The organism is Micromonospora sp. DSM 45708 (assembly GCF_039566955.1).
Lineage (GTDB): Bacteria > Actinomycetota > Actinomycetes > Mycobacteriales > Micromonosporaceae > Micromonospora.
In genome coordinates this window covers 6,475,473-6,496,157 of record NZ_CP154796.1, presented here as the reverse complement: position 1 = coordinate 6,496,157, position 20,685 = coordinate 6,475,473, and the positions used below count along the sequence as shown (strand labels likewise).

At 72.0% G+C, this 20,685-nt stretch carries 19 protein-coding genes, 1 tRNA gene and 1 riboswitch; of the genes, 11 read left to right on the top strand and 9 right to left on the bottom strand.

The window, feature by feature from the left end:
• Both VKK44_RS28420 and pknB read left to right on the top strand, forming a co-directional pair.
• Window positions 1-1,359, top strand: coding sequence for a protein kinase domain-containing protein (locus tag VKK44_RS28420; RefSeq protein ID WP_343444232.1), 1,359 nt, complete (start codon window positions 1-3; stop codon window positions 1,357-1,359).
• Window positions 1,356-3,167 carry a Stk1 family PASTA domain-containing Ser/Thr kinase gene (gene pknB / locus VKK44_RS28415; protein WP_343444231.1) on the top strand — a complete coding sequence of 604 codons (1,812 nt, stop codon included), beginning with the start codon at window positions 1,356-1,358 and terminating at the stop codon, window positions 3,165-3,167. The genes VKK44_RS28420 and pknB overlap by 4 nt, the downstream gene beginning before the upstream one ends.
• Window positions 3,168-3,262: 95 nt before the next feature.
• Here pknB and VKK44_RS28410 read toward each other — a convergent pair whose 3' ends face one another.
• Genes VKK44_RS28410 through VKK44_RS28395 form a run of 4 tightly spaced genes read right to left on the bottom strand, consistent with a single transcriptional unit; the run spans window position 3,263 to window position 6,673 of the window.
• Entirely contained in the window at window positions 3,263-3,913 is a 651-nt protein-coding gene (locus tag VKK44_RS28410) for an aminodeoxychorismate/anthranilate synthase component II (protein ID WP_343444230.1), read from the bottom strand.
• A 4-nt stretch (window positions 3,914-3,917) separates the two neighbouring features.
• Window positions 3,918-4,202, bottom strand: a complete 285-nt coding sequence (locus tag VKK44_RS28405; RefSeq protein WP_343444229.1) for a hypothetical protein — start codon at window positions 4,200-4,202, stop codon at window positions 3,918-3,920.
• Window positions 4,203-4,205: 3 nt separating this feature from the next.
• Entirely contained in the window at window positions 4,206-5,870 is a 1,665-nt protein-coding gene (locus tag VKK44_RS28400) for a class E sortase (protein WP_343444228.1), read from the bottom strand.
• The gene (locus VKK44_RS28395; protein ID WP_343444227.1) at window positions 5,867-6,673 is read right to left on the bottom strand and encodes a DUF881 domain-containing protein; all 807 of its coding nucleotides are present in this window, start codon (window positions 6,671-6,673) and stop codon (window positions 5,867-5,869) included. Before VKK44_RS28395 ends, VKK44_RS28400 begins: the two co-directional genes overlap by 4 nt.
• Window positions 6,674-6,904: 231 nt before the next feature.
• Here VKK44_RS28395 and VKK44_RS28390 point away from each other — a divergent pair, with 231 nt between their 5' ends.
• Both VKK44_RS28390 and VKK44_RS28385 read left to right on the top strand, forming a co-directional pair.
• A complete protein-coding gene (locus VKK44_RS28390) occupies window positions 6,905-7,168 on the top strand; it encodes a cell division protein CrgA (RefSeq protein ID WP_281585724.1) in 264 nt (87 codons plus the stop codon).
• 177 nt (window positions 7,169-7,345) lie between these two features.
• Window positions 7,346-9,544 (top strand): (Fe-S)-binding protein, encoded by a 2,199-nt coding sequence (locus VKK44_RS28385; protein WP_343444226.1) that lies wholly within the window; start codon window positions 7,346-7,348, stop codon window positions 9,542-9,544.
• A 65-nt stretch (window positions 9,545-9,609) separates the two neighbouring features.
• Here the strand turns inward: VKK44_RS28385 and VKK44_RS28380 are convergent, their stop codons facing one another.
• Window positions 9,610-9,954 (bottom strand): GOLPH3/VPS74 family protein, encoded by a 345-nt coding sequence (locus VKK44_RS28380; RefSeq protein ID WP_343444225.1) that lies wholly within the window; start codon window positions 9,952-9,954, stop codon window positions 9,610-9,612.
• 82 nt (window positions 9,955-10,036) lie between these two features.
• On the opposite strand from VKK44_RS28380, the gene VKK44_RS28375 reads away from it, so the two are divergent.
• From VKK44_RS28375 to VKK44_RS28365, 3 genes are all read left to right on the top strand, one after another.
• Window positions 10,037-11,344 carry a hemolysin family protein gene (locus tag VKK44_RS28375; RefSeq protein WP_343447933.1) on the top strand — a complete coding sequence of 436 codons (1,308 nt, stop codon included), beginning with the start codon at window positions 10,037-10,039 and terminating at the stop codon, window positions 11,342-11,344.
• Window positions 11,337-12,341, top strand: a complete 1,005-nt coding sequence (locus VKK44_RS28370) for a hemolysin family protein (protein WP_343444224.1) — start codon at window positions 11,337-11,339, stop codon at window positions 12,339-12,341. The genes VKK44_RS28375 and VKK44_RS28370 overlap by 8 nt, the downstream gene beginning before the upstream one ends.
• Window positions 12,342-12,505: 164 nt before the next feature.
• On the top strand, window positions 12,506-13,522 hold the full coding sequence (locus tag VKK44_RS28365) for a C40 family peptidase (RefSeq protein ID WP_458351575.1): 1,017 nt from the start codon (window positions 12,506-12,508) through the stop codon (window positions 13,520-13,522).
• A 59-nt stretch (window positions 13,523-13,581) separates the two neighbouring features.
• On the opposite strand, the gene VKK44_RS28360 is transcribed toward VKK44_RS28365, so the two are convergent.
• Window positions 13,582-15,615 carry an N-acetylmuramoyl-L-alanine amidase gene (locus tag VKK44_RS28360; protein WP_343444222.1) on the bottom strand — a complete coding sequence of 678 codons (2,034 nt, stop codon included), beginning with the start codon at window positions 15,613-15,615 and terminating at the stop codon, window positions 13,582-13,584.
• Between the two features lie 233 nt (window positions 15,616-15,848).
• A riboswitch (cyclic di-AMP (ydaO/yuaA leader) is annotated at window positions 15,849-15,986 on the top strand.
• 68 nt (window positions 15,987-16,054) lie between these two features.
• Between VKK44_RS28360 and VKK44_RS28355 the strand changes: the two genes are divergently transcribed.
• Window positions 16,055-17,032, top strand: coding sequence for a C40 family peptidase (locus tag VKK44_RS28355; RefSeq protein WP_343444221.1), 978 nt, complete (start codon window positions 16,055-16,057; stop codon window positions 17,030-17,032).
• A 72-nt stretch (window positions 17,033-17,104) separates the two neighbouring features.
• On the opposite strand, the gene dcd is transcribed toward VKK44_RS28355, so the two are convergent.
• Window positions 17,105-17,683 (bottom strand): dCTP deaminase, encoded by a 579-nt coding sequence (gene dcd, locus VKK44_RS28350; RefSeq protein WP_278108718.1) that lies wholly within the window; start codon window positions 17,681-17,683, stop codon window positions 17,105-17,107.
• Window positions 17,684-17,761: 78 nt separating this feature from the next.
• Between dcd and VKK44_RS28345 the strand changes: the two genes are divergently transcribed.
• Window positions 17,762-18,340 (top strand): pyridoxamine 5'-phosphate oxidase family protein, encoded by a 579-nt coding sequence (locus tag VKK44_RS28345; RefSeq protein WP_343444220.1) that lies wholly within the window; start codon window positions 17,762-17,764, stop codon window positions 18,338-18,340.
• A gap of 71 nt (window positions 18,341-18,411) precedes the next feature.
• Here the strand turns inward: VKK44_RS28345 and VKK44_RS28340 are convergent, their stop codons facing one another.
• Window positions 18,412-19,392 carry a zinc metalloprotease gene (locus VKK44_RS28340; RefSeq protein WP_343444219.1) on the bottom strand — a complete coding sequence of 327 codons (981 nt, stop codon included), beginning with the start codon at window positions 19,390-19,392 and terminating at the stop codon, window positions 18,412-18,414.
• A 203-nt stretch (window positions 19,393-19,595) separates the two neighbouring features.
• On the opposite strand from VKK44_RS28340, the gene VKK44_RS28335 reads away from it, so the two are divergent.
• Both VKK44_RS28335 and VKK44_RS28330 read left to right on the top strand, forming a co-directional pair.
• Window positions 19,596-19,669: transfer RNA gene (locus tag VKK44_RS28335), tRNA-Gly, on the top strand.
• A gap of 127 nt (window positions 19,670-19,796) precedes the next feature.
• Window positions 19,797-20,462 (top strand): Type 1 glutamine amidotransferase-like domain-containing protein, encoded by a 666-nt coding sequence (locus tag VKK44_RS28330; RefSeq protein WP_343447931.1) that lies wholly within the window; start codon window positions 19,797-19,799, stop codon window positions 20,460-20,462.
• Window positions 20,463-20,523: 61 nt separating this feature from the next.
• Here the strand turns inward: VKK44_RS28330 and VKK44_RS28325 are convergent, their stop codons facing one another.
• Window positions 20,524-20,667, bottom strand: coding sequence for a DUF6331 family protein (locus tag VKK44_RS28325; protein WP_343447930.1), 144 nt, complete (start codon window positions 20,665-20,667; stop codon window positions 20,524-20,526).
• Between the last annotated feature and the right edge of the window lie 18 nt (window positions 20,668-20,685).

Here is a 20,685-nt window from a genome sequence, read left to right as displayed (position 1 = left end):
GTGCTGAGCCCGGGGGTGCAGCTCGGCAACCGCTACCGTCTCGACGAGCGGATCGCCAGCGGTGGCATGGGCGACGTCTGGCGTGGCACCGACCAGGTGCTGGGCCGGACGGTCGCGGTCAAGAGCCTGCTGCCCGCGCTGCTCGACGAGCCGGGCTTCGCCGAGCGCTTCCGGGGCGAGGCGCGGACCATGGCCACCATCAACCACCCCGGCGTGGTGGACGTCTACGACTTCGGCAGTGACCAGCAGATCGCGTTCCTGGTCATGGAATACGTGGAGGGCGACGCGCTCTCCGCCACGCTCGGCCGGGTCGGCCGGCTCACCCCGGCCCGCACCATGGCGCTGCTGGCCCAGGCCGCCGACGCGTTGCACGCCGCGCACGAGAAGGGCATCGTGCACCGCGACGTGAAGCCGGGCAACCTGCTGGTCCGGCCGAACGGCACGCTGGTGCTCACCGACTTCGGCATCGCCCGGTCGGAGCTGGTCGGTCAGCTCACCGCCGCCGGCTCGGTGCTCGGCACCGCCTCGTACATCTCGCCCGAGCAGGCCACCGGCGCGGTCGCCACCCCCGCCTCGGACGTCTACGCGCTCGGCGTGGTCGCCTACCAGTGCCTGGCCGGCCGGCGGCCGTTCGAGGGGGACAACCCGCTCGAGATCGCCATGAAGCACGTGCGGGAGGCGCCCCGCGCGCTCCCCGCCGACATCCCGCCGCAGGTGCGGGCGATCGTCGAGCGGGCCATGGCCAAGGACCCGGCGGCCCGCTGGTCCAGCGCCGCCGCGTTGGCCGGTGTCGCCCGGCAGGCCAAGCTCGCGATCTCCCAGCAGTCGCGCGGCGGGCGGCCGATCTCCGGCGTACCGGCCTCGCCGGCCGCACCGACCGCGCGGGCGCAGGTGCCGAACGCCGCGCCGCGCCCGCAGCCCCGGCCGCCTGTGGTGCCGGCCCGCCCACCGGTGGCGCCGCGCCCGACCGTGGTCGCGCATCCCGCCCCGCAGGCCCGCCCACCGGTGGGTCCACGCGGCGCGGCACCCGTCCCGCACCCCCGGCCCCCGCACAACCCCCTGGGGTACGCTCGCCCGCCCGTCGCGGCACCCCCGCCGGCGCCCCGCCGCTCGCGGTCCGGGCTCTGGACGACCGCGATCCTGGTGGCGGTGCTGGTCATCCTCTGCTCGGGCGTGATCTCGTTCTGGTACCGGAAGTACAGTTCGGCCGCCCCCGGTCCGGCGAGTGTGAGCGTGACCTCCGGCGCGGTGCGCGCGTACGGGGGCGACTATCCGGTCCGCACGTCGTACCGTCGTGAGGTACGCCTCCAGCCGGCCGGCGGCGGTACGACGACGAGCGAAGGACGAGAGACGCGATGACAGCGCAGGCCCGCCTGCTCGGTGGCAGGTACCAGGTCGGCGAGCTGCTGGGCTACGGCGGCATGGCGGAGGTGCACCGCGGTCGCGATCTCCGGCTCGGGCGGGACGTCGCGATCAAGATGCTTCGTGCCGACCTGGCCCGCGACGCGACGTTCCAGATGCGGTTCCGCCGGGAGGCGCAGAACGCCGCCTCGCTCAACCACCCGGCCATCGTCGCCGTCTACGACACCGGCGAGGAGACCGCCCCGACCGGCGAGACGCTGCCGTTCATCGTGATGGAGTTCGTCAACGGGCGGACCCTGAAGGAGGTCCTCGGCGTCGAGGGGCGGCTCCAGCCGCGCCGGGCGCTGGAGATCTGCGCCGACATGTGCGCCGCGCTGGAGTTCAGCCACCGGCACGGGATCATCCACCGGGACATCAAGCCCGGCAACGTGATGCTCACCCAGACCGGCCAGGTCAAGGTGATGGACTTCGGCATCGCCCGCGCGCTGGCCAGCGGCGCCACCACCATGACGCAGACCAGCGCGGTCATCGGCACGGCACAATATCTTTCCCCGGAGCAGGCGCGCGGCGAGGCGGTCGACGCCCGCTCCGACGTCTACGCGGCCGGCTGCGTGCTGTTCGAGCTGCTCTGCGGGCATCCGCCGTTCGTCGGGGACAGCCCGGTCAGCGTCGCCTACCAGCACGTGCGGGAGCAGCCGCCGACGCCGAGCACGATCAACCCGGACGTCAACCCGGCGGTCGACGCCATCGTGCTCAAGGCGCTCTCCAAGAACCCGCTCAACCGCTACCAGAGCGCCGGTGAGATGCGGGCGGACCTGCTCCGCGCCGCCGCCGGCCGGCCGGTGCTGGCGACCCCGGTGATGCCGGCCGAGGAGACCATGCCGATGACGGCCGCCGCGGGCGGCTACCAGGCGGCGCAGCAGACCCAGATGATGGGCCCGCAGACCCGCCAGCAGCCGCCGGCCCGGGTCGGGGATCCGCGCAAGCGCCGGAGTTCGTCCTGGGTCATCGCCACGTTCGCCGCGCTCGGCGTGCTCGCGGTGATCGCGCTGGGCACCGCGCTCTGGCTCAACCAGGCCGGCAACGAGAAGGTGTCCGTCCCGCAGCTCGGCGACCGGACCCAGGCCGACGCGCAGGCCGCGCTCACCCAGGCGGGGTTGCGGTTCGTTCCCGGCACCCCGGTGCAGAACGCGGAGTGCAAGGAGGGCACGGTGGTGGGGCAGAACCCCGGGCCGGGTCTCCGGGTGGACAAGAACACCCCCGTCACGGTCCAGATCTGCGCCGGACCGGGCGACGTCACCATCCCGCCGGGCCTGAAGGGCGGCACCTACACCAGCGTGAAGGCCCAACTGGAGGCCCTGGGGCTCACCGTCGACCGCAAGGACGTCAACAGCGGTGCCCCGGAGGGGCAGGTCATCGACGTGACGCCCAAGGAGGGCAGCTCGGTGCCCCCGAACACCAAGGTGACGCTGGAGGTCTCCAGGGGCAACCTCAACGAGGTGCCGGACGTCAAGGGCTTCACGGAGGACCAGGCGAGGAAGCAGTTGGAGAACGCCGGCTACCGGGTCAAGGTCCGGGACGGCGACGAGGTCGAGCCGTCCCAGGCGGGCAAGGTGAGCGGTCAGTCCCCGTCCGCCGGCAAGAAGCTGGCCAAGGGTGAGACCGTGACCATCGAGGTCGACGTGCCGCTGCCGGAGGAGTCCGAGAGCCCGTCGCCGAGCGCGACCCCGAGTGGGACGCCGAGCGCGCCGGGGACCGGTGGCGGTTTCCCGTTCCCGTCGATCCCGCCGACGCGCGACCGCTGACCTCTCGCCCCGGGCGCGACGCGACCCCGGCGGCCGGGAACCACGGACGTGGCGGTGTCCCACCGGGGCACCGCGACGTGGCGTGTGCGGGTGCCTCAGGTGGTGGCGAACGCGGCCCGGCGTCGCACGTCGACCTCGGCGGCCAGCTCCGGGGCCCGTTCCAGCGCCTCCGGGTGGCCGCAGACGGCCAGCCAGTTCGCCAGCATGAGGTGACCGCCCTCGGTCAGCACCGACTCGGGGTGGAACTGGACGCCCTCGATCGGCAGCGTGCGGTGCCGCATCGCCATCACCACCCCGGAGCCGGTCCAGCCGGTGACCTCCAGCTCGTCGGGGAGCGTCTCGGGCAGCACGGCGAGTGAGTGGTAGCGGGTGGCGGTGAACGGGTCGGGCAGGCCGGCGAGCACGCCGTCGCCGCGGTGGCGCACCTCGGAGGTCTTGCCGTGCAGCAGTTCCGGCGCGCGGGTCACGGTCGCGCCGAACGCCTCGCCGATGGCCTGGTGGCCGAGGCAGACGCCGAAGAGCGGGAGCCTGCCGGCGTACTCGCGGATGACGTCCAGGCAGATGCCGGCCCGGTCCGGGCGGCCCGGGCCGGGCGACAGCAGGACGCCGGCCGCGCCGGACCGGCCCACCTCGGCCACGTCGATCTCGTCGTTGCGGCGGACCTCGCAGTCCACGCCGAGTTGGCCGAGATACTGCACCAGGTTGAAGACGAACGAGTCGTAGTTGTCGATCACCAGGACGCGCATGGGGTCACCCGCCCGGGGTGGCGGGCGGCGCGTTGTTCGTCTCGGTGCTGTAGGGGAGTTCCTCGTCCTCACCGGGCTGCCCGGTCGGGTCGGTGAGGCCGCCGCCGGGGGTGTCGCCGGGCACGCCGGAGTCCTGCGTGACCTGCACGTCGTCGAAGGGCAGCAGCGGCTCGGCCCACGGGAAGACCACGAACCAGAGCAGGGCCACGGTGGCGGTGGCCAGCAGCACCGACCCGATCAGCTTGCCGGGCAGGCCCAGGGGCAGCTTCCGCCAGATCCACGAGTACACGGTTCAGCCCTCCAACTCGGCCGGTCGCCCCGCCGACTTGGCCTGGGCCCGGTCGAAGCGGGCGTGGATGATCAGCCGCTGGTAGTTGTCGAACTTGGGGTTGCAGGTGGTCAGCGTGAGCAGCTTCTCGGTGGCCCGGCTGCCCGGCTTGCCCGGCACCGGCGCGACCACCTCGACCTGGGACGGCTTGACGATGCGCTGCTGGTAGACCCGGTAGACCAGCCACTCACCCTTGGTCTCGACCACGATCGTGTCGCCGGGGGTCAACTCGTCCAGTCGCCAGAACGTGGACCGGATGCGGTGTCCGGCGACGGAGAAGTTGCCCACCTCGCCGGGCATGGCGCTGTCCGGGTAGTGGCCCGGGGCGTACCGGATGTCGTCCGGGGTGACGCCCTCGACCACCACCCAGTGCTTGTCGAACTTCGGGATGTAGAGGCCGGCGACCGGCTTGCCCTCGGCCGGCGGCTTCGGCTTCGTGCTCGGGCCGGGGGTCGGGCCGACCGTCGGGTCCGCCGCCCACTCCTGGGCGAGCTGGCCGGTCAGGTCGTTCTGGTGGGCGTCGACGATGACCGACTTGCCCCAGATCTCGTAGCCGGCGAAGAGCAGCACCACCAGACCGAACGTGATCAGCAGTTCGCCCGCGCCGCGGACGACGGTGCGCAGCCGGGAGCCGGTGGTGGGACGCGTCAGTTCGGAGTAGACGCTGCGGTACCCCTCGCCGGTCTGTTCCGGCCGGAGCTGCACCACCCGCTCGCCGCGTCGTGGCCGGGGCGGCTCGGCGGGCGGGTCGCCGTCGTCGCCACCGGGCTCCGGCGCCGGCGGCACCGCGCCCATCAGGCCGGTGGCGTCCAGCCCCGGATCGGCCGGCCGGCGGGGGACGGTGGGCAGCAGCGCGGTCGCGCCGGGGTCGGCCGGCGCGGTCGGGTCCGGGCCGCGGCCGGTCGGGCCACCCGAGCGGGGTACGCCGGAGCGCCGCTCGGGTGGGGCGGGGTGCTGGTCGGACGCGGTGGAGTGCCGCTCGGACCGTCCTGCCACCGGCGGGATGAAGTCGGTCGGGGGTTCACCCGGCGCGGCGGGTCGCACACCGGTACCGGGCAGCCCGCCGGGACGCCCGGCCGGGGTGTCGGTGCGGTCCGGGCCGGTGCGGTGGTCGTAGGGGGCGTCGGCGGACGGGCGGGAGTGCGCTCCCCGGCCCGGTGGGTCGTACCGCCGGGGGTCGGTGGGAGCCGCCGGACCGGCGTACCGCCGGGGTTCGGTGCCGGGCGTCCGCGCCGGTCGGGTGGCGGGCGCGGGCGGGGCGGCGGGGGGTGGGGCGGTGAGCCCGTTCCGGACCTCCGGCGACCCTGCCTCGAGGCCGGCGGTCGGCCGGTCGGGTCGACGGGGCGGTGGGTACGCCTCGGCGCGGGAGGCCGCGGCGGGCGGGCCGGCCGCGTGGCCCGGCCAGGCCGGCGGCGGTGGGACGGCCGGCCGGGCGGGCGGTGGGGAGGCCGGGCGGGCGGTGGGGCCGGGCCGGGCCGGAGCGGAGTGGGCCGGGCCGTCGTCCGGCCACGGCAGGTCGAGCGGCGCCCGGACGGATGGCGGCGGCTCGACCTTCCGGAGGAACGCGGTGGGCTCCTCCGACCCGGCGCGTCGGCGGTCGTCGCGCTCCCGGGGGTCGTCGCTGGTCACCGGGGCACCGTCGCCGATTGCAGCGCGGTGGAGTCCTCGAACGCCGGCACGGTGACGGTGGAGATCTGCTCGTGGTAGCCGAGCTGGTAGTGGTCGGCCACTTCCTTGAACACCCGGACTCCCTCAGAGGCGGCGAGCGCCCGCTGGAACTGCGCGGGATCGCCGATAGCCACGATCTTGAAAGGAGGGGAGTAAACCCGGCCGTGCAGCAGCAGGGTGTTACCGACGCAGCGTACCGCGCTGGTGCTGAGCACGCGGACGTTCATGATTGACATGGCTTCCGCGCCACCGGCCCAGAGCGCGTTCACCACCGCCTGCACGTCGCCCTGGTGCACGACCAGGTCGTCGTTGCTGGCGCCCTTGGGCAGCGGCTGGCCGGGGCCCCAGTCGGCGTCGTTCAGCTCGATCGTGATGCCGGTGCCGGTGAGCGCGGTGAACCCGGCGGCCTGCCGGGTGGCGGCGGCGCGGTCCCGCTGCGTCTTGACCGGCCCGTCGGTGCCGGCCAGCGCCTCGGTCTGCTCCTCGACCTCGTCGCGCAGCCGGGCGGCCTTCGCCTCGCTGGCCGCGACCTGCTCGCGCCGGTCCTCGATCAACTGGGTGAGCTGGGGTCGCCGGTCCTCGCGCAGCGGGGTGCCGCCGGCGGTGGTCGCGGTGGTGGTGAACAGCAGCCCGGCCGCGGCGGCGATCAGGGGCACGCCGATCGACCAGCCGGGGCGGCGCTGGCGTGCCCGCCGGGGCAGCAGACCGGCGACCGCGCGGCGAAGGACCTTCCGCCAGGAGGCGGCGCCGGACGTGTACTCCACCGGGCGTTCCCTTTCCCGTCGTCTCGTTCCGGCCCGCGCCGATGCGAACCGACCTGCTCGACCCGAAAAGTCCGCTCTTTTCGGTAACTCCGTGCACCGGCCCGACCCCATTCGTGGCCTGGACGGTCCGTCGGGACTACGCTAGCTGTCGACACATTATTGGCCATGGACCGTCGCCCCCGCGCCCGGTTGTCAGGCCGGACGAGGTCGTACCCCCCTCTGGAGAGCGTCGTGCCCAAGTCTCAGGTCCGCAAGAAGAAGGTGTACACCCCGCCGACGGACGTCCGTCCGACGGCGACGGCGTCGACGCGCAAGCCTAGCCCGATCTGGCTGCCGGTCACCGCCGTCGCGCTGATCGTGGTGGGCATCGGCTGGCTGGTGGTCTACTACCTTTCCGAGCAGGCGTACCCGGTCGCCTCGTGGGGCTACTGGAACCTCGCGGTGGGCTTCGGCGCGATGGTCTCCTCGCTGATCCTGCTCTCCCGCTGGCGCTGACCGGCGCGTTTGCACCCCGGATGACGTCACGCCACGCCGCCCCTGCCCGGCGCCCGGGCGCCGGCCCACCTAAGGTGTCCGCAGGGCGGCGTGGCCGATGCGAGAAGACTCACGTTACTGCTGAGTAACCTTCCGCGTAGGCTGCACGGACAAGCAGCAGACCGGGAGGCCAACTCGATGGGCAGCGTCCAGATCGTCACCACGATCCTCGCGGCCGCAATCACCGCCGTGGCGGTGTGGCTTGCGGTACGCGCGGTCATGAAGATGACGGCCGTCATCCGGCTCGGGCAGCCCGCGCCCGAGCGGTTCGCCGACAAGGGCGCCCGCACCACCAAGATGCTGGTGGAGACCGCCGGTCACACCCGCATGCTCAAGTGGAGCGTGGTCGGGGCGGCCCACTGGTTCGTGATGGTCGGCTTCGTCGTGCTGTCGCTGCTGGTGCTCGAGGCGTACTTCGAGGTGGTCACGCCCGGCGGCGGCCTGCCGATCGTCGGGCACTGGACCGTCTTCGGCCTGGTCACCGAGTGGATCGGCATCCTCGGTCTGATCGGCATCGTGGTGCTGATGGCGATCCGGCTGCGCAACCGGCCGACCCGCCCCGGCGGCCTCTCCCGGTTCACCGGGTCGACCATGTGGCAGGGCTACTTCGTCGAGTGGGTCGTGCTGCTGGTCCTGATCTTCGGCTTCGTCATCCGGGGCTTCAAGGTCGCCACCGACCACTTCGAGTACCCGGTCTGGGCCACCCCGCTCAGCCACGCGGTCGGCGCTGTGCTGCCGGACTGGTCGGCCGGCGTCAGCGTGGCCGCCCTCATCAAGATCGCCATCTCGATGACCTGGCTGATCGTGATCTCGCTGAACGTCACCATGGGCGTGGCCTGGCACCGCTTCCTGGCGTTCCCCAACATCTTCTTCAAGCGCGACCCGGAGAAGGCGGCCGGCTCCGGCCTGGGCCCGCTGCGGCCGATGACGAGCGAGGGCAAGCCGCTCGACTTCGAGGAGGCCGACCCGGAGAAGGACCAGTTCGGCGTCGCCCAGGTGGAGCAGTTCACCTGGAAGGGCCTGCTCGACTTCAGCACCTGCACCGAGTGCGGTCGCTGCCAGTCGCAGTGCCCGGCCTGGAACACCGGCAAGCCGCTGTCGCCGAAGCTGCTGGTGCTGAGCCTGCGCGACCACGCGTACGCCAAGGCGCCCTACCTGCTGGCCGGCGGCGGCAAGGACCTGACCGGCGAGGAGAAGGCCACCGAGGCCCAGCTCGCCCACATGGACGTGCTGGCCCTGGCCGAGGCCGACCGGCCACTGATCGGCACCGCCGAGGAAGGCGGCGTCATCGACCCGGACGTGCTCTGGTCCTGCACCACCTGCGGCGCCTGCGTCGAGCAGTGCCCGGTGGACATCGAGCACGTCGACCACATCGTCGACATGCGCCGCTACCAGGTGCTGATCGAGTCGAGCTTCCCGTCCGAGGCCGGCGTGATGCTGCGCAACCTGGAGAACAAGGGCAACCCGTGGGGCGCGCCGCAGAACACCCGCGAGGACTGGACCAAGGGGCTCGACTTCGAGGTGCCCCGGGTCGGCGAGGTCGAGGACTTCGAGTACCTCTTCTGGGTCGGCTGCGCCGGCGCGTTCGAGGACCGGGCCAAGAAGACCACCCGCGCGGTCGCCACGCTGCTCAACGAGGCCGGCGTGAGCTTCGCCATCCTCGGCGAGGGCGAGACCTGCTCCGGTGACCCGGCCCGCCGCATCGGCAACGAGTTCGTGTTCCAGATGCTCGCCCAGCAGAACGTGGAGACGCTGAACGAGGCGTTCGACGGCCGGGAGAAGAGCAAGCGCAAGATCGTCGCCACCTGCCCGCACTGCTTCAACACGCTGGGCAACGAGTACGGCCAGCTCGGTGGCGAGTTCGAGGTGGTGCACCACACCCAGCTCCTGGCCCACCTGGTCAGCGCCGGCAAGCTCACGCCGGTGCAGCCGGTCGACGGCGGCGTCACCTACCACGACCCCTGCTACCTGGGCCGGCACAACCGGATCTTCGCCGCCCCCCGCGAGGTGCTCGGTGACTCGATGCAGGGCGAGCTGACCGAGATGCCGCGCAACAGCGAGCGCTCCTTCTGCTGCGGCGCCGGTGGCGCCCGGATGTGGATGGAGGAGAAGATCGGCAAGCGGATCAACGTGGACCGGGTCGAGGAGGCCATGTCCACCGGCGCGAAGACCATCGCGGTCGGCTGCCCGTTCTGCTCGACGATGCTCAACGACGGGGTGAACGGCAAGGGCGCCGGCGAGGACGTCGAGGTGGTCGACGTGGCCAGCGTGCTGCTGCGCTCGGTCAAGCCCGAGGCGCCGGCCGGCGAGAAGGAGACCGCGCCGGCGGCCGGCTGAGGCGTACTCCGGCGGGAGTCGGACCACGACGACGGCGGCACCCGCGCGGTGCCGCCGTCGTCGTCTCAGCTCGCTGTGGTGACCGCGATGGCGGCCGTGGTGGTGGTCGCGACCATCAGCGCCGCCCGGTCCGGCAGCCCCTTGGCCAGCTTGCCGATCCAGTCCTTCGGCTTGCGGGGCCGCCCGTCCCCGACGGTGGCCAGCGCCTCGTCGAGCAGGGGCACGCCGGTGGGACTCGGGTCGGTCACCACCAGCCGCTTGTCCGCCACCTCCACCCGACCGGCCAGCGCCAGCTCCAGCAGCACCGCGCCGGCGAGGCCGTAGTCGAGGTGCGGACGGCCGAGCCGGTTCGCGCCGGCGTCGTCGTAGGCGAGCAGAACCAGTTCGTCGGTGAGCAGCAGGCCGTTCATGCCCGCCACGCTACGGGTGACGCGCCACCGGCGCTCGCATGCCACAATCACGCGCATCGACGGCCTGCTGGTTCTGACGCTGTTGCCTCTGGTCGGCTTCGTGCTGCTGACCGCCGGCAACGCCTTCTTCGTCGCGGCCGAGTTCGCCCTGGTCACGGTGGACCGGGCGGAGATCGACAGGCGGGCCGGCGAGGGGGACGGCCGGGCCGCCACGGTCCGCCGCGCGCTGCGCGACCTGTCCTTCCAGCTCTCCGGCGCGCAGCTCGGCATCACCATCACCGCGCTGCTCACCGGCTATCTGGCCGAGCCCGCCCTGGCCCGGCTCGTCGCGCCGCTGCTGCGCCCGTTCGGCGGGGCGGACCACCTCTCCGGGCTGCTCGCCCTGGCGCTGGCCACGCTGCTCTCGATGCTCTTCGGTGAGCTGGTGCCGAAGAACCTCGCGCTGGCCCGGCCGATGCCGGCGGCGCTGGCCACCGCCGCGCCGATGCGCGCCTTCTCCCGCACCTTCGGCTGGCTGATCCGGCTGCTCAACGACTCCGCGAACCGGCTGGTCCGCCGGCTCGGCGTGGAGCCGCAGGAGGAGCTGGCCAGCGCCCGCTCCCCGGAGGAACTGGGGCTGCTGGCCGCGATCTCGGCGCGGGCCGGCGCGCTGCCGCCGGACACCGCGATGCTGCTGCGGCGCACCATCCGCTTCGGCGACAAGCGGGCCGCCGAGGCGATGACCCCCCGGGTGGACGTGATCGCGCTGCGCGCCACCGCCTCCGTCGCCGAGCTGCTCGATCTGTCCCGGCAGACCGGCCGGACCCGGTTCCCGGTGTACGAGGAGACGCTCGACCTGGTCACCGGTGTCGCCGGGGTGCCCGACGCGCTCGGCGTGCCGCTGGCCCGCCGGGCCGCCACCACCGTCGCCTCGGTCGCCCGGGAGCCGGTGTACGTGCCGGAGAGCCTGGACCTGGACGGCGTGCTGACCGCGCTCAAGGACGCCGGCGCGGACCTGGCCATCGTGGTCGACGAGTACGGCGGCACCGACGGCGTGGTGACCGTGGAGGACCTGGTCGAGGAACTGGTCGGGGAGATCGCCGACGAGTTCGACCCGGCCGCGGTGGACGACCTCGGGCCGGCTGAGCTGACCGTGCCCGGCGGGGAGCGGACCGTCCTGGTCGACGGCGTGCTGCGCGCCGACGAGCTGATCGAGCAGACCGGCTTCCGGCTGCCCGAGGGGCCGTACGAGACGTTGGGCGGCTTCCTGATGGCCCGCCTCGGGCACATCCCGGTCGCCTGTGAGACGGTCGACGAGGCCGGCTACGAGTTCACCGTGGTGGAGGTCGACAGGCACCGGATCGAGCAGGTCCGTGTGCTGCGCCCGGAGGAGCCCGACGACGGTGCCTGAGCTGCTGGTGGCCCTGGTGTTGCTGCTCGGCAACGCCTTCTTCGTGGGCAGCGAGTTCGCGTTGATCGCGTCCCGCCGTACCGTGATCGAACCGCTCACGGCGACGTCGAAGCGGGCCCGCTGGGCGCTCGCCGCGATGAACCAGATCCCGCTGATGATCGCCGGCGCGCAGCTCGGCATCACGGTCTGCTCGCTCGGTCTGGGCGCGATCGCCGAGCCGGCGTTGGCGCACCTGCTGGAGGTGCCCTTCACCGCGGTCGGGCTGCCGGCCTCGGCGGTGCACCCGGTGGCGTTCGTGATCGCGCTGGCCGTGGTGGTGTTCCTGCACACCGTGGTCGGCGAGATGGTGCCGAAGAACATCACGCTGGCCGGCCCGGAGCCGTCGGCGCTCTGGCTCGGCCCGGCGATGCTCGCGTTCTGCCTGGCCACGAAGCCGCTGCTGCTGGCGATGAAGTGGTCGGCCCGGCAGGTGCTGCGGTGGTGGGGGGTGGAGGCGACGGACGCGGTGAAGACCGTGTTCACCGCCGAGGAGCTGGCCGGGCTGGTCTCCCAGGCACGCACCGAGGGGTTGCTGGACGCCGAGGAGCACGCCCGGATCACCGGCGCGCTCGCGCTGCACACCCGTACCGCCGCCGACGCGTTGCAGCCGTGGTCGACGGTGACCACGGTGGCGGAGGACGTCTCACCGGCCTCGCTGGAGGTGCTGGCGACCCGCACCGGCCGGTCCCGCTTCCCGGTGGTGCAGCGGGCCACCCGCCGGGTGCTCGGCTTCGTCCACGTCAAGGACGTGCTCGGGTACGCCGGCGCGAGCCGGCGGGCCCCGGTGCCGGCCGAGGTCTACCGGCCGCTGGCCGTGGTGCCGCCGGACCGTACGCTGGCCGATCTGCTGCTGGCGATGCGCCGCGAGCGCCGGCACATGGTGCTGGTCAGCGACGGTCGACGGCCCCTCGGTGTGGTGACGCTCGACGACGTATTGACGGCCATCGTCGGCACGTGAATGAATACCCTTGGTGTGCAAGCGATTGCGGACGCGTGATTGAACAGACGGCCGCCTTGATTCCACCCCGGTGCCTTCCCTAATGTGATGCACCGACCGCCGTGGGTCGTCCGCCTCGATCTTCCCTCTCGCGAGGCGCCCGCCGGTCGGTTGCAAAGGAGTCCGTGCCGGTGGCAACCATGCCCCCTCAACGTCACGCCCCGAGCGCTCCCCCCGGCCGGCCGGTCGGGGTCCACCGGGTGGTACGCCGTCTCCTCACCCTGGTCGCGGCCGTCGCGGTCGGCGCCGGGATGCTGACGGCTCCGGCGTACGCGGCACCCTCGGTGGACGAGATCGACGCGCAGATCGACAAGCAGTGGGAGCAGCTCGAACCCACGATCGAGCAGTACAACAAGGTCAGCGCCCAGCTCAAGGCCGACCAGAAGAAGTCGGCCGAGCTGAAGAAGAAGATGGTCCCGCTGGAGCTGGCCTCGACGCTGGCGATGAACAAGGTCGGCGACATCGCCTCCCGCTACTACATGCGCGGCCCGTCCCAGGAGATGGGCGCGCTGCTGGTGAGCACCAAGCCGGGCACGCTGGCCGAGCAGCTGGTCATGCTGGACCGGATCGCCGACGACCAGCGCCGGCAGATCGCCGGTGTGCTCGCGGCCCGCGACAAGTACAACGCGCAGAAGCAGAAGCTGGACGCGTTGATCGCCACCGAGGTCAAGCGGAAGAACGACCTGGCGGCGAAGAAGAAGCAGATCGACTCCGAGATCAAGCGGCTGACCGGGATGCTGCCGGTGACCTCGATCCGTCCGGAGGGCTGCCCCTCGATCGACGGGGTGGTGAGCAGCGCCGCGCGTACCGCGATCAAGACCGCGTGCGCCCAGGTCGGCGACCCGTACGTGTGGGGCGCGACCGGCCCGAACTCGTTCGACTGCTCCGGCCTCACGCAGTACGCGTACAAGGCGGCGGGCATCTCGCTGACCCACTTCACCGGCGCGCAGTGGAACGAGGGCCGGAAGATCTCGGCGAGCGAGGCCCGCCCCGGTGACCTGGTCTTCTTCTTCAGCGACCTGCACCATGTCGGGCTCTACCTGGGCAACGGTCTGATGGTGCACGCGCCGCGGACCGGTAAACCGGTCCAGGTGGCGAAGGTGGAGTACATGCCGGTCGCGGGCTACCGCCGGCCGTACTGATCGAGTCGTGACGAAGGCCCCCGGTCCGAAGCGGACCGGGGGCCTTCCCTGTCGGACCGTCAGCGCGGCGCGCCGAGCGGCGACGGCAGGATCAGCACGTCGTCGAGATTCACGAACATGATCCGGTGGCCGAACTGGACCTGCACGTAGCGGTTCGTGCCGCGGACCACGGTGCGGTCACCGGGGACGGAGCCGTCGAAGGAGACCGCCCGGTAGTACTCGCCCGGCAGCACGCCGCCCACCGCGTACCGCTGGCCGGCCGCGAACGTGTACTGGAGCGGGGAGATGGCCTGGTACGGGATGGTCTCCGGGTAGGCGGCCTGCTCGGGGTAGGCGCGACCGTACACCGGAACGGTGGCCCTGCCGGGGCGCGGCGTCACCACGAAGCCGGTGGCCCACTTCGCGGTGGGCGCGTCGGCCGGGTTGTGGAACCACGCCTTCTGGCCGAGGTACCAGATCGCGGTCCAGTCGCCCTGCCGGCCGGCCACCGCGTACGTCTGTCCGGCGGAGGCGCGGGCACCGTGGTCGGAGACGTACATCGTGTCCGGCGTGCCGTCCGGGCGCAGCCCGAGGTCGTTGACCAGCGGGGCGTCCGCGCTCGGCGCGGTCCGCAGCACGACCGCCGAGGAGCCGCGCGACGGGCAGGGCGCGGCCGGCGGGGTGGGCGTCGGGACGCCCGGCGGCTGCTGGTTGCAGCCGACGAACGCCGGCCGGTTGGTGGCGAAGTCCGGGTCGATGGTGACCAGCCCGGTACGCGACGTGCCGGTGGCCCGGAACGGCGCCTTCATCAGGTCGAAGTAGTGCGACCAGTCCCAGTAGGGGCCCGGGTCCCAGTGCATGCCCTTCACGGTCGGGGCGGTGGTGCCGGGCACGTTGTCGTGGCCGATGATGTGCTGCCGGTCCATCGGGATGCCGAACTTCTGCGCCAGGTACCGGACCAGCTTGGCCGAGCTGCGGTACATCGCCTCGGTGTACCAGGTGCCCTGCCCGGCGAAGCCCTCGTGTTCCAGGCCGATGGACTTGGCGTTGACGTACCAGTTGCCGGCGTGCCAGCCGACGTCCTTGGCCTTGATGTGCTGGGCGACGTAGCCGTCCACCGACCGCAGCGTGTAGTGCCAGCCCAGGTAGTCGGCGCGCTTCACCAGGTCGACGCTGGGGTTGAAGTAGCCCTCGGTGTCGTGGATGACGATGTATTCGATCTTCTGCTGCTTCGGCCGGTCGCCCAGGTCGTGGTTGCCGTAGTCGCCCGGGTCCGCGCTGAGCTGCTCGTAGGGGGCGGGGATCCACTCGCAGGCCAGCCGCACCGGGCACTCCAGCCCGTCCGGCCGCGCGGCCTGGCGCAGCCCGAGGCGGGCCAGCCCGGCACGGTCCGGCTCGGCGGCGGTGGCGGCCAGCGTGACCCGCTGCCCGTCGTCGGTGGTCCGGGCCGCGCCCTGGCCGAGCTGGTCGTAGACCTCGTCGGCGAAGGCCGCCGCCGCGTCGGACGTGTCCGCGCCGGAGTAGCGGGCCACCGCGCCGTACCAGGCCGCGGCGTCGCTGCCGGCGCCGACCGGCCCGCCCAGTGCCTTCTGGTGCGACGCCAGCAGCGCCGCGCCACCGCGGATGTTCGCGGCCGGGTCGGTGCGCAGCGTCTGCGCGTCCAGTCCGGTGAGAGTGGCGGCGGCGTCGAGCGTCTGGAGCGAGGCGGCCGGCAGCGGCGTCTCCCGTGTCGGCGCGGCGGCGGTGGCCGGGTCGAGCGTGAGCGGACGGGCGTCGTCGCCGCGCGGGTCCTCGTCCTCGTCGACGTGCGCGCTGCCCGGCGTGGCCAGGATGTGCGCGGCGTCGGTCAGGTGCATCGGGCCGTAGCCGCCGCTGGTGCTGGGCTGGCCCGGGTGGGTGTCCCACCTCGACTCCAGGTAGGAGACGCCGAGCAGCACGTTCTGCGGTACGCCGTACTCGGCCGCCGCGGCGGCGTACTGCTGCTGGCGGTCGCCGGTGGGCCGGTCCGCCTGTGGCGCGGCGCTCACCGGGCCGGTGGTGGCCAGCGCGGTGGCCGTCGCCACGGCGGCGGCGAGCAGTATCCGTCTGCTGGACGGCGGGGCTGAGAGGTGCATCGAACCTCCTGGACAGGGATGGGGGTCACTGCGTTTCCCACCCTCACGCCCGCCACCCGTGGGGGTCAATAGCTTTCTGGGCAGTAATCCGACATGAAAGAAATCTTCATTCGCGTTCGGGTGGCACATCCGATACGGAGTGTCACGGCCGTTCGGGTTGCGGATTGATAACGGGAATCCTTACTCTGGTCAATCGTCGGCCGCACGTTTCACCGTCCAACCCGGTCGGTGACGGCCCGACACCGCCGAGTCGCCCACGGGCGAGCCGGGGACCCAGGTACCTGGGGTGAATCCGCAGCCACTGCGGTAGGGCGTCTCCCTTCCCGCCCGAACCCGTCAGCTAACCCGGTAGGCGGCCAGGCAGAAGGAGTACGGACGCCCGGTGGCACACCATGCCCCGCGGCCGACGTCGAGCCGGTCGGTCGACCGGTCCGCTGTCGTGCCGCGTTCCCGCTGGTCCCGCTTCACCACCACACTCGCCGCCCTGGTCGGCGCCGCGGTCGTCCTGACCGGCGGCGCGACGGCGGCGCACGCGGAACCCTCGGTCGCCGAGATCGAGGCCCAGATCGACCGCGACTGGAACAAGCTCGAACCCGTCATCGAACAGGTCAACGCCGTGCGCGGGCAGCTCGCCGTGCGCCGCAAGCAGGCCGACGCGCTCGGCCGGCAGATCGCCCCGCTCCAGGCCCGGGTGGACGCCGCGCTCGGCCAGGTCGGCGGGCTCGCCGCCGACGCGTACAAGGGCGACAACCTCTCCACCGTCAACGCGCTGCTGGGCAGCCGTTCGCCGAGCGAGCTGGTCACCGGCCTGGAAATGCTCGACCGCTTCGCGCACCACCAGCAGGAGCAGGTCCGCGACATCGCCGCGCTGCGCGACGAGCTGGCGGCGAAGAAGAAGCCGCTGGACGCGATGGTCGCCGACCTGAGCCGCACCGAGGCCCAGCTCGCGGCGAAGAAGAAGCAGATCGACGCCGAGATCGCCAAGCTCCAGAAGCTGCGGCTCAAGGTGTACGGCAACGGTGGCGGCGGCCCGCTGCGCCCGGCCCCCTGTCCCGCCGGCTATCCCGGCGGCCCGGCCGGGGTGGCGGTCAAGTTCGCCTGCGCCCAGATCGGCAAGATCTACGTGTGGGGCGCGGCCGGCCCGGACCACTTCGACTGCTCGGGCCTCACCATGGCCGCCTGGGCGAAGGCCGGGGTCTCGCTGCCGCACAACGCCCGCCAGCAGCACGACGTGACGAAGCGGGTCAGCCGCGCCGAGCTGCGCGCCGGTGACCTGGTCTTCTACTACGGCGACCTGCACCACGTGGGGATGTACGTCGGCGACGGCTGGGTGGTGCACGCCTCCCAGTCCGGCAAGCCCATCACCATGAAGCGCGTCGACGACGGCGACATCAACAGCTACGGCCGCCCCGGCTGAGGTGCAAGGAGGGGCCCCCTGTTAACGCATTCCGCATAACAGGGAGCCCCTCCTGACAGCCACGGGTCGGCGTCAGCGGGTCGGCCAGGTGCGCCAGCTCTGCCAGGACCGGCTCGGCGTCGGGCCGCGCTGACCCTGGTAGCGCGAACCGTAGACGGCCGAGCCGTACGGGTGCTCGGCCGGCGACGAGAGCCGGAAGATGCAGAGCTGGCCGATCTTCATGCCCGGCCAGAGCGTGATCGGCAGATTCGCCACGTTGGACAGCTCCAGCGTGACGTGACCGGAGAAGCCCGGGTCGATGAAGCCGGCGGTGGAGTGGGTGAGCAGACCGAGCCGGCCCAGCGACGACTTGCCCTCCAGCCGGCCGGCCAGCTCCTCACCCAGCGAGATCACCTCCAGCGTGGAGGCGAGCACGAACTCGCCCGGGTGCAGCACGAACGGCTGCCCCTCGGGGACCTCCACCATCGACGTCAGGTCGTCCTGCTGCACCGACGGGTCGATGTGGGTGTAGAGGTGGTTGTTGAAGACCCGGAACAGCCGGTCCAGGCGTACGTCGATGCTGGACGGCTGCACCAGCGTGGGCTCGAAGGGCTCCAGCGCGAGCGTGCCCGCCTTGATCTCGGAGACCAGGTCGCGGTCGGAGAGCAGCATCGGAACACTCTAGCGACAGGCGCGTGTGAGCAGCGTGTCGGACTACTTCTTCGTACACGTGTTCGATAGAATGTCGGCATGGCTTCCTGGTCCGAATTCGCCGCCGACGAACCCCGACTCGCCGCCGAGATCCGCCTCCTGATGCAGCAGTACGGGCCGGGCTTCGGCTACCTCGCCACGGTCCGCGCCGACGGGGGCCCGCGGGTCCACCCCGTCTCGCCGCTGATCACCGACGACGGTCTCTGGTGCTTCGTCATCGACTCGCCGAAGCGCCACGACCTCGAACGCGACGGCCGCTACGCGCTGCACTCCTTCCCGCCGGAGGAGAGCGACGACGAGGCTTACGTGGCCGGTCGGGCCCTTCCGGTGACCGACCCGGCGACGGTGTCGCGGCTGTCCCGGCTCGGCCGGGCGACGCCGCAGGGTGACTGGCGGCTGTTCGAGTTCACCGTCGACGTGGCGATGCTGACCCGCCGCGACCCGGTCACCCTGATCGGTGCCGGCCGACCGGAGGTGCGGCTCTGGCTCGACCCGGGGGAGGGCGCACCCGCCGCCACGGCGACGACGCCACCCCCGGTCGCGGCCCGGTGTGACGTGCTCGCCCCGGAGGCCCCGCGTGGCCGGCACGGCTTCGACACCCGCCGGTCGGCCGCCTGACCGGCCCCGGAAACGACGGTGCCGGCCCTGTCCGTGGACAGGGCCGGCACCGGTACGTGGTGCGGTGGTGATCAGGCCGCGCGGTAGGCGTTCCACGCGGTCAGCATCCGGCTCGCCTGGCCGGCGGTGAACTGGTACATGCAGGAGTCGTACGTGTAGTCCATGAAGTTGGTGATCGGGTCCTTGCCGGTCGTGGAGCAGGTGTCCCGACCGGTCGGGCACTCGTACGCCGGGGAGGCCTCGGCCGGGGTGTCGGAGACGCTGTCACCCGAGCCCGAGCAGCCGCCCTGGAAGGTGTGGTAGAGGTTCAGCCAGTGGCCGATCTCGTGGGTGCCGGTGTCGCCCTGGTTGTAGTTGGTCGCCGAGCCACCGGGCAGCGACTCGTTGAGCACCACCACGCCGTCCATCTTGTCCAGCGTCTGCTTCGGGAAGGTCGCCCAGCCCAGCAGGCCGTTGCTGAGCTCACCGAGGTACATGTTCAGCGTGTTCTTGCCGCCCGTGCGCAGCGAGGTCTTCATCGACCGCTCCGCGGAGGAGCCCTGCACGATCGGGTACCACGACGCGTTGGTGACCCGGTTGATCTTCGAGAGCTGGAAGCTGAACGCGGTGGCCGCGCCGCCGGTCGAGCCCGCGTACGCCTGGTTGAGCACGCTGATCTGCTGGGTGATCAGCGAGTCCGGGATGTTGCCGCCGGCGCGGGTGCTGTTCTCCTGGATGACGTGCACGACGACCGGGATGGTCACGGTCGCCAGCGGGGCGACGGGACCGGTCCGGAAGTTTGCCCGCGCGCGCTGGGCGGCGGCGAGGTCGGCCTCACGGTCGCGAACCTGCTTGGCGGTCAGGTGGTTCGGGTCGAGATTGGCGTGGCCGCCCTTGGCGACGCGGGCGTCGGCGTGGGCGTCGGCCGGCTCGGCGCAGACGCCGGCCGGGGCGGCCGAGAAGGCCGAAGCAGCGGGGACGACACCGACGGCCGCGGTGCTGAGCAGCAGCGCGAGGGTCGACGTCGCGACACCGGCGGTACGCCGGGTCAGCAGGTTGGGACGAAGTCCCATGAGCCCACCTCTTTCTGACGGCGTGCCAGGGGGTGTGTCACGCCGGGTCGGAAACGTGTGGCAGACGTTACATCCCATCGAGGGATTTGAGAACGGCCATATGTTGCCGGCGCGCAACATCCCTTGATCAACTCGGCCGGGCCGCGTGGGCGGGGGTACCTGGGTGCACGGGGGTGGTGACCTCAGGTACAGTGGTGCCGCCCGCGGGTGTAGTTCAATGGCAGAACATCAGCTTCCCAAGCTGACAGTGCGGGTTCGATTCCCGTCACCCGCTCCACGATCGAGGCCCTGGTGAGGACGACAGTCCCGCCGGGGCCTTCGACGTCGCGGGAGTTGGCGGGCATCGAATTCGCCGTCAGAGGGCTACCCTTCCGGGACTGACGAAGATCCATCGGGGGATGATCTTGAAGCTGCTTCTCACGTCCGCGGGCATCACGAACGCGAGCATCCGGGACGAACTCGTCGGCCTTCTGGGCAAACCGATTGCCGACTCCACAGCCCTCTGCATTCCCACCGCCGGATATGCGATGGGTGGTCCCGCCGGGGCGTGGCGTTTCATCACCGGCCAATCCTCCACGCCGATGTGCGAGTTGGGGTGGAAGTCGTTGGGGGTGCTGGAACTCACCGCGTTGCCCAGCGTCGGTGAAGATCGCTGGGTGCCGTGGGTCAGGGAAGCGGATGTCCTGCTGGTGGGCGGCGGGGACGCCTTGTATCTGGGCCACTGGATGCGACAGTCCGGGTTGGCGGATCTGCTGCCGTCGCTGGACACGGTCTGGGTGGGGCTGAGCGCCGGGAGCATGGTGATGGCCCCCCGCGTCGGGGCCGAATTCGTCGCCTGGACACCACCCGGCGGGACCGACGAAACGTTGGGCGTGGTCGACTTCGCGATCTTCCCGCACCTGGATCACCCGGACCTGCCGGAGAACACCATGGCCGAGGCCGAGAAATGGGCCGCCGGGATGTCGATACCGGCATACGGGATCGACGATCAGACCGCCATCAAAGTGATCGACGGCAGCGTCGAGGTCGTCACCGAGGGGCATTGGAAGCTGTTCCCGGCACAGGGGTGACGACAGGCGATCGGCATGCCGCCGCGGGCCCGGACCGCGTTTCAGGACGGGTTCCAGCGCGTTAGCCCCGCCGGGCCTCGACAACCGCGTCCGGCCCCACCCGACGGCACCACGCCGCGACGAGGGCGGGATCGGCGGAGAGGGCGTCGATCCCGCAGCACGGACGGACGCTCTCGACCTCACAACGGGCGAGGCAACCGCTCAGGGGCGACGGAATGTCGAT

What these genes read in the sequence shown, in the direction of transcription:
- pknB (WP_343444231.1), top strand. Translation starts at nt 1,356, where the DNA reads ATGACAGCGCAGGCCCGCCTGCTCGGTGGCAGGTACCAGGTCGGCGAG.
- VKK44_RS28410 (WP_343444230.1), bottom strand. Translation starts at nt 3,913, where the DNA reads ATGCGCGTCCTGGTGATCGACAACTACGACTCGTTCGTCTTCAACCTG.
- VKK44_RS28385 (WP_343444226.1), top strand. Translation starts at nt 7,346, where the DNA reads ATGGGCAGCGTCCAGATCGTCACCACGATCCTCGCGGCCGCAATCACC.
- VKK44_RS28380 (WP_343444225.1), bottom strand. Translation starts at nt 9,954, where the DNA reads ATGAACGGCCTGCTGCTCACCGACGAACTGGTTCTGCTCGCCTACGAC.
- VKK44_RS28360 (WP_343444222.1), bottom strand. Translation starts at nt 15,615, where the DNA reads ATGCACCTCTCAGCCCCGCCGTCCAGCAGACGGATACTGCTCGCCGCC.
- dcd (WP_278108718.1), bottom strand. Translation starts at nt 17,683, where the DNA reads ATGCTGCTCTCCGACCGCGACCTGGTCTCCGAGATCAAGGCGGGCACG.
- VKK44_RS28345 (WP_343444220.1), top strand. Translation starts at nt 17,762, where the DNA reads ATGGCTTCCTGGTCCGAATTCGCCGCCGACGAACCCCGACTCGCCGCC.
- VKK44_RS28340 (WP_343444219.1), bottom strand. Translation starts at nt 19,392, where the DNA reads ATGGGACTTCGTCCCAACCTGCTGACCCGGCGTACCGCCGGTGTCGCG.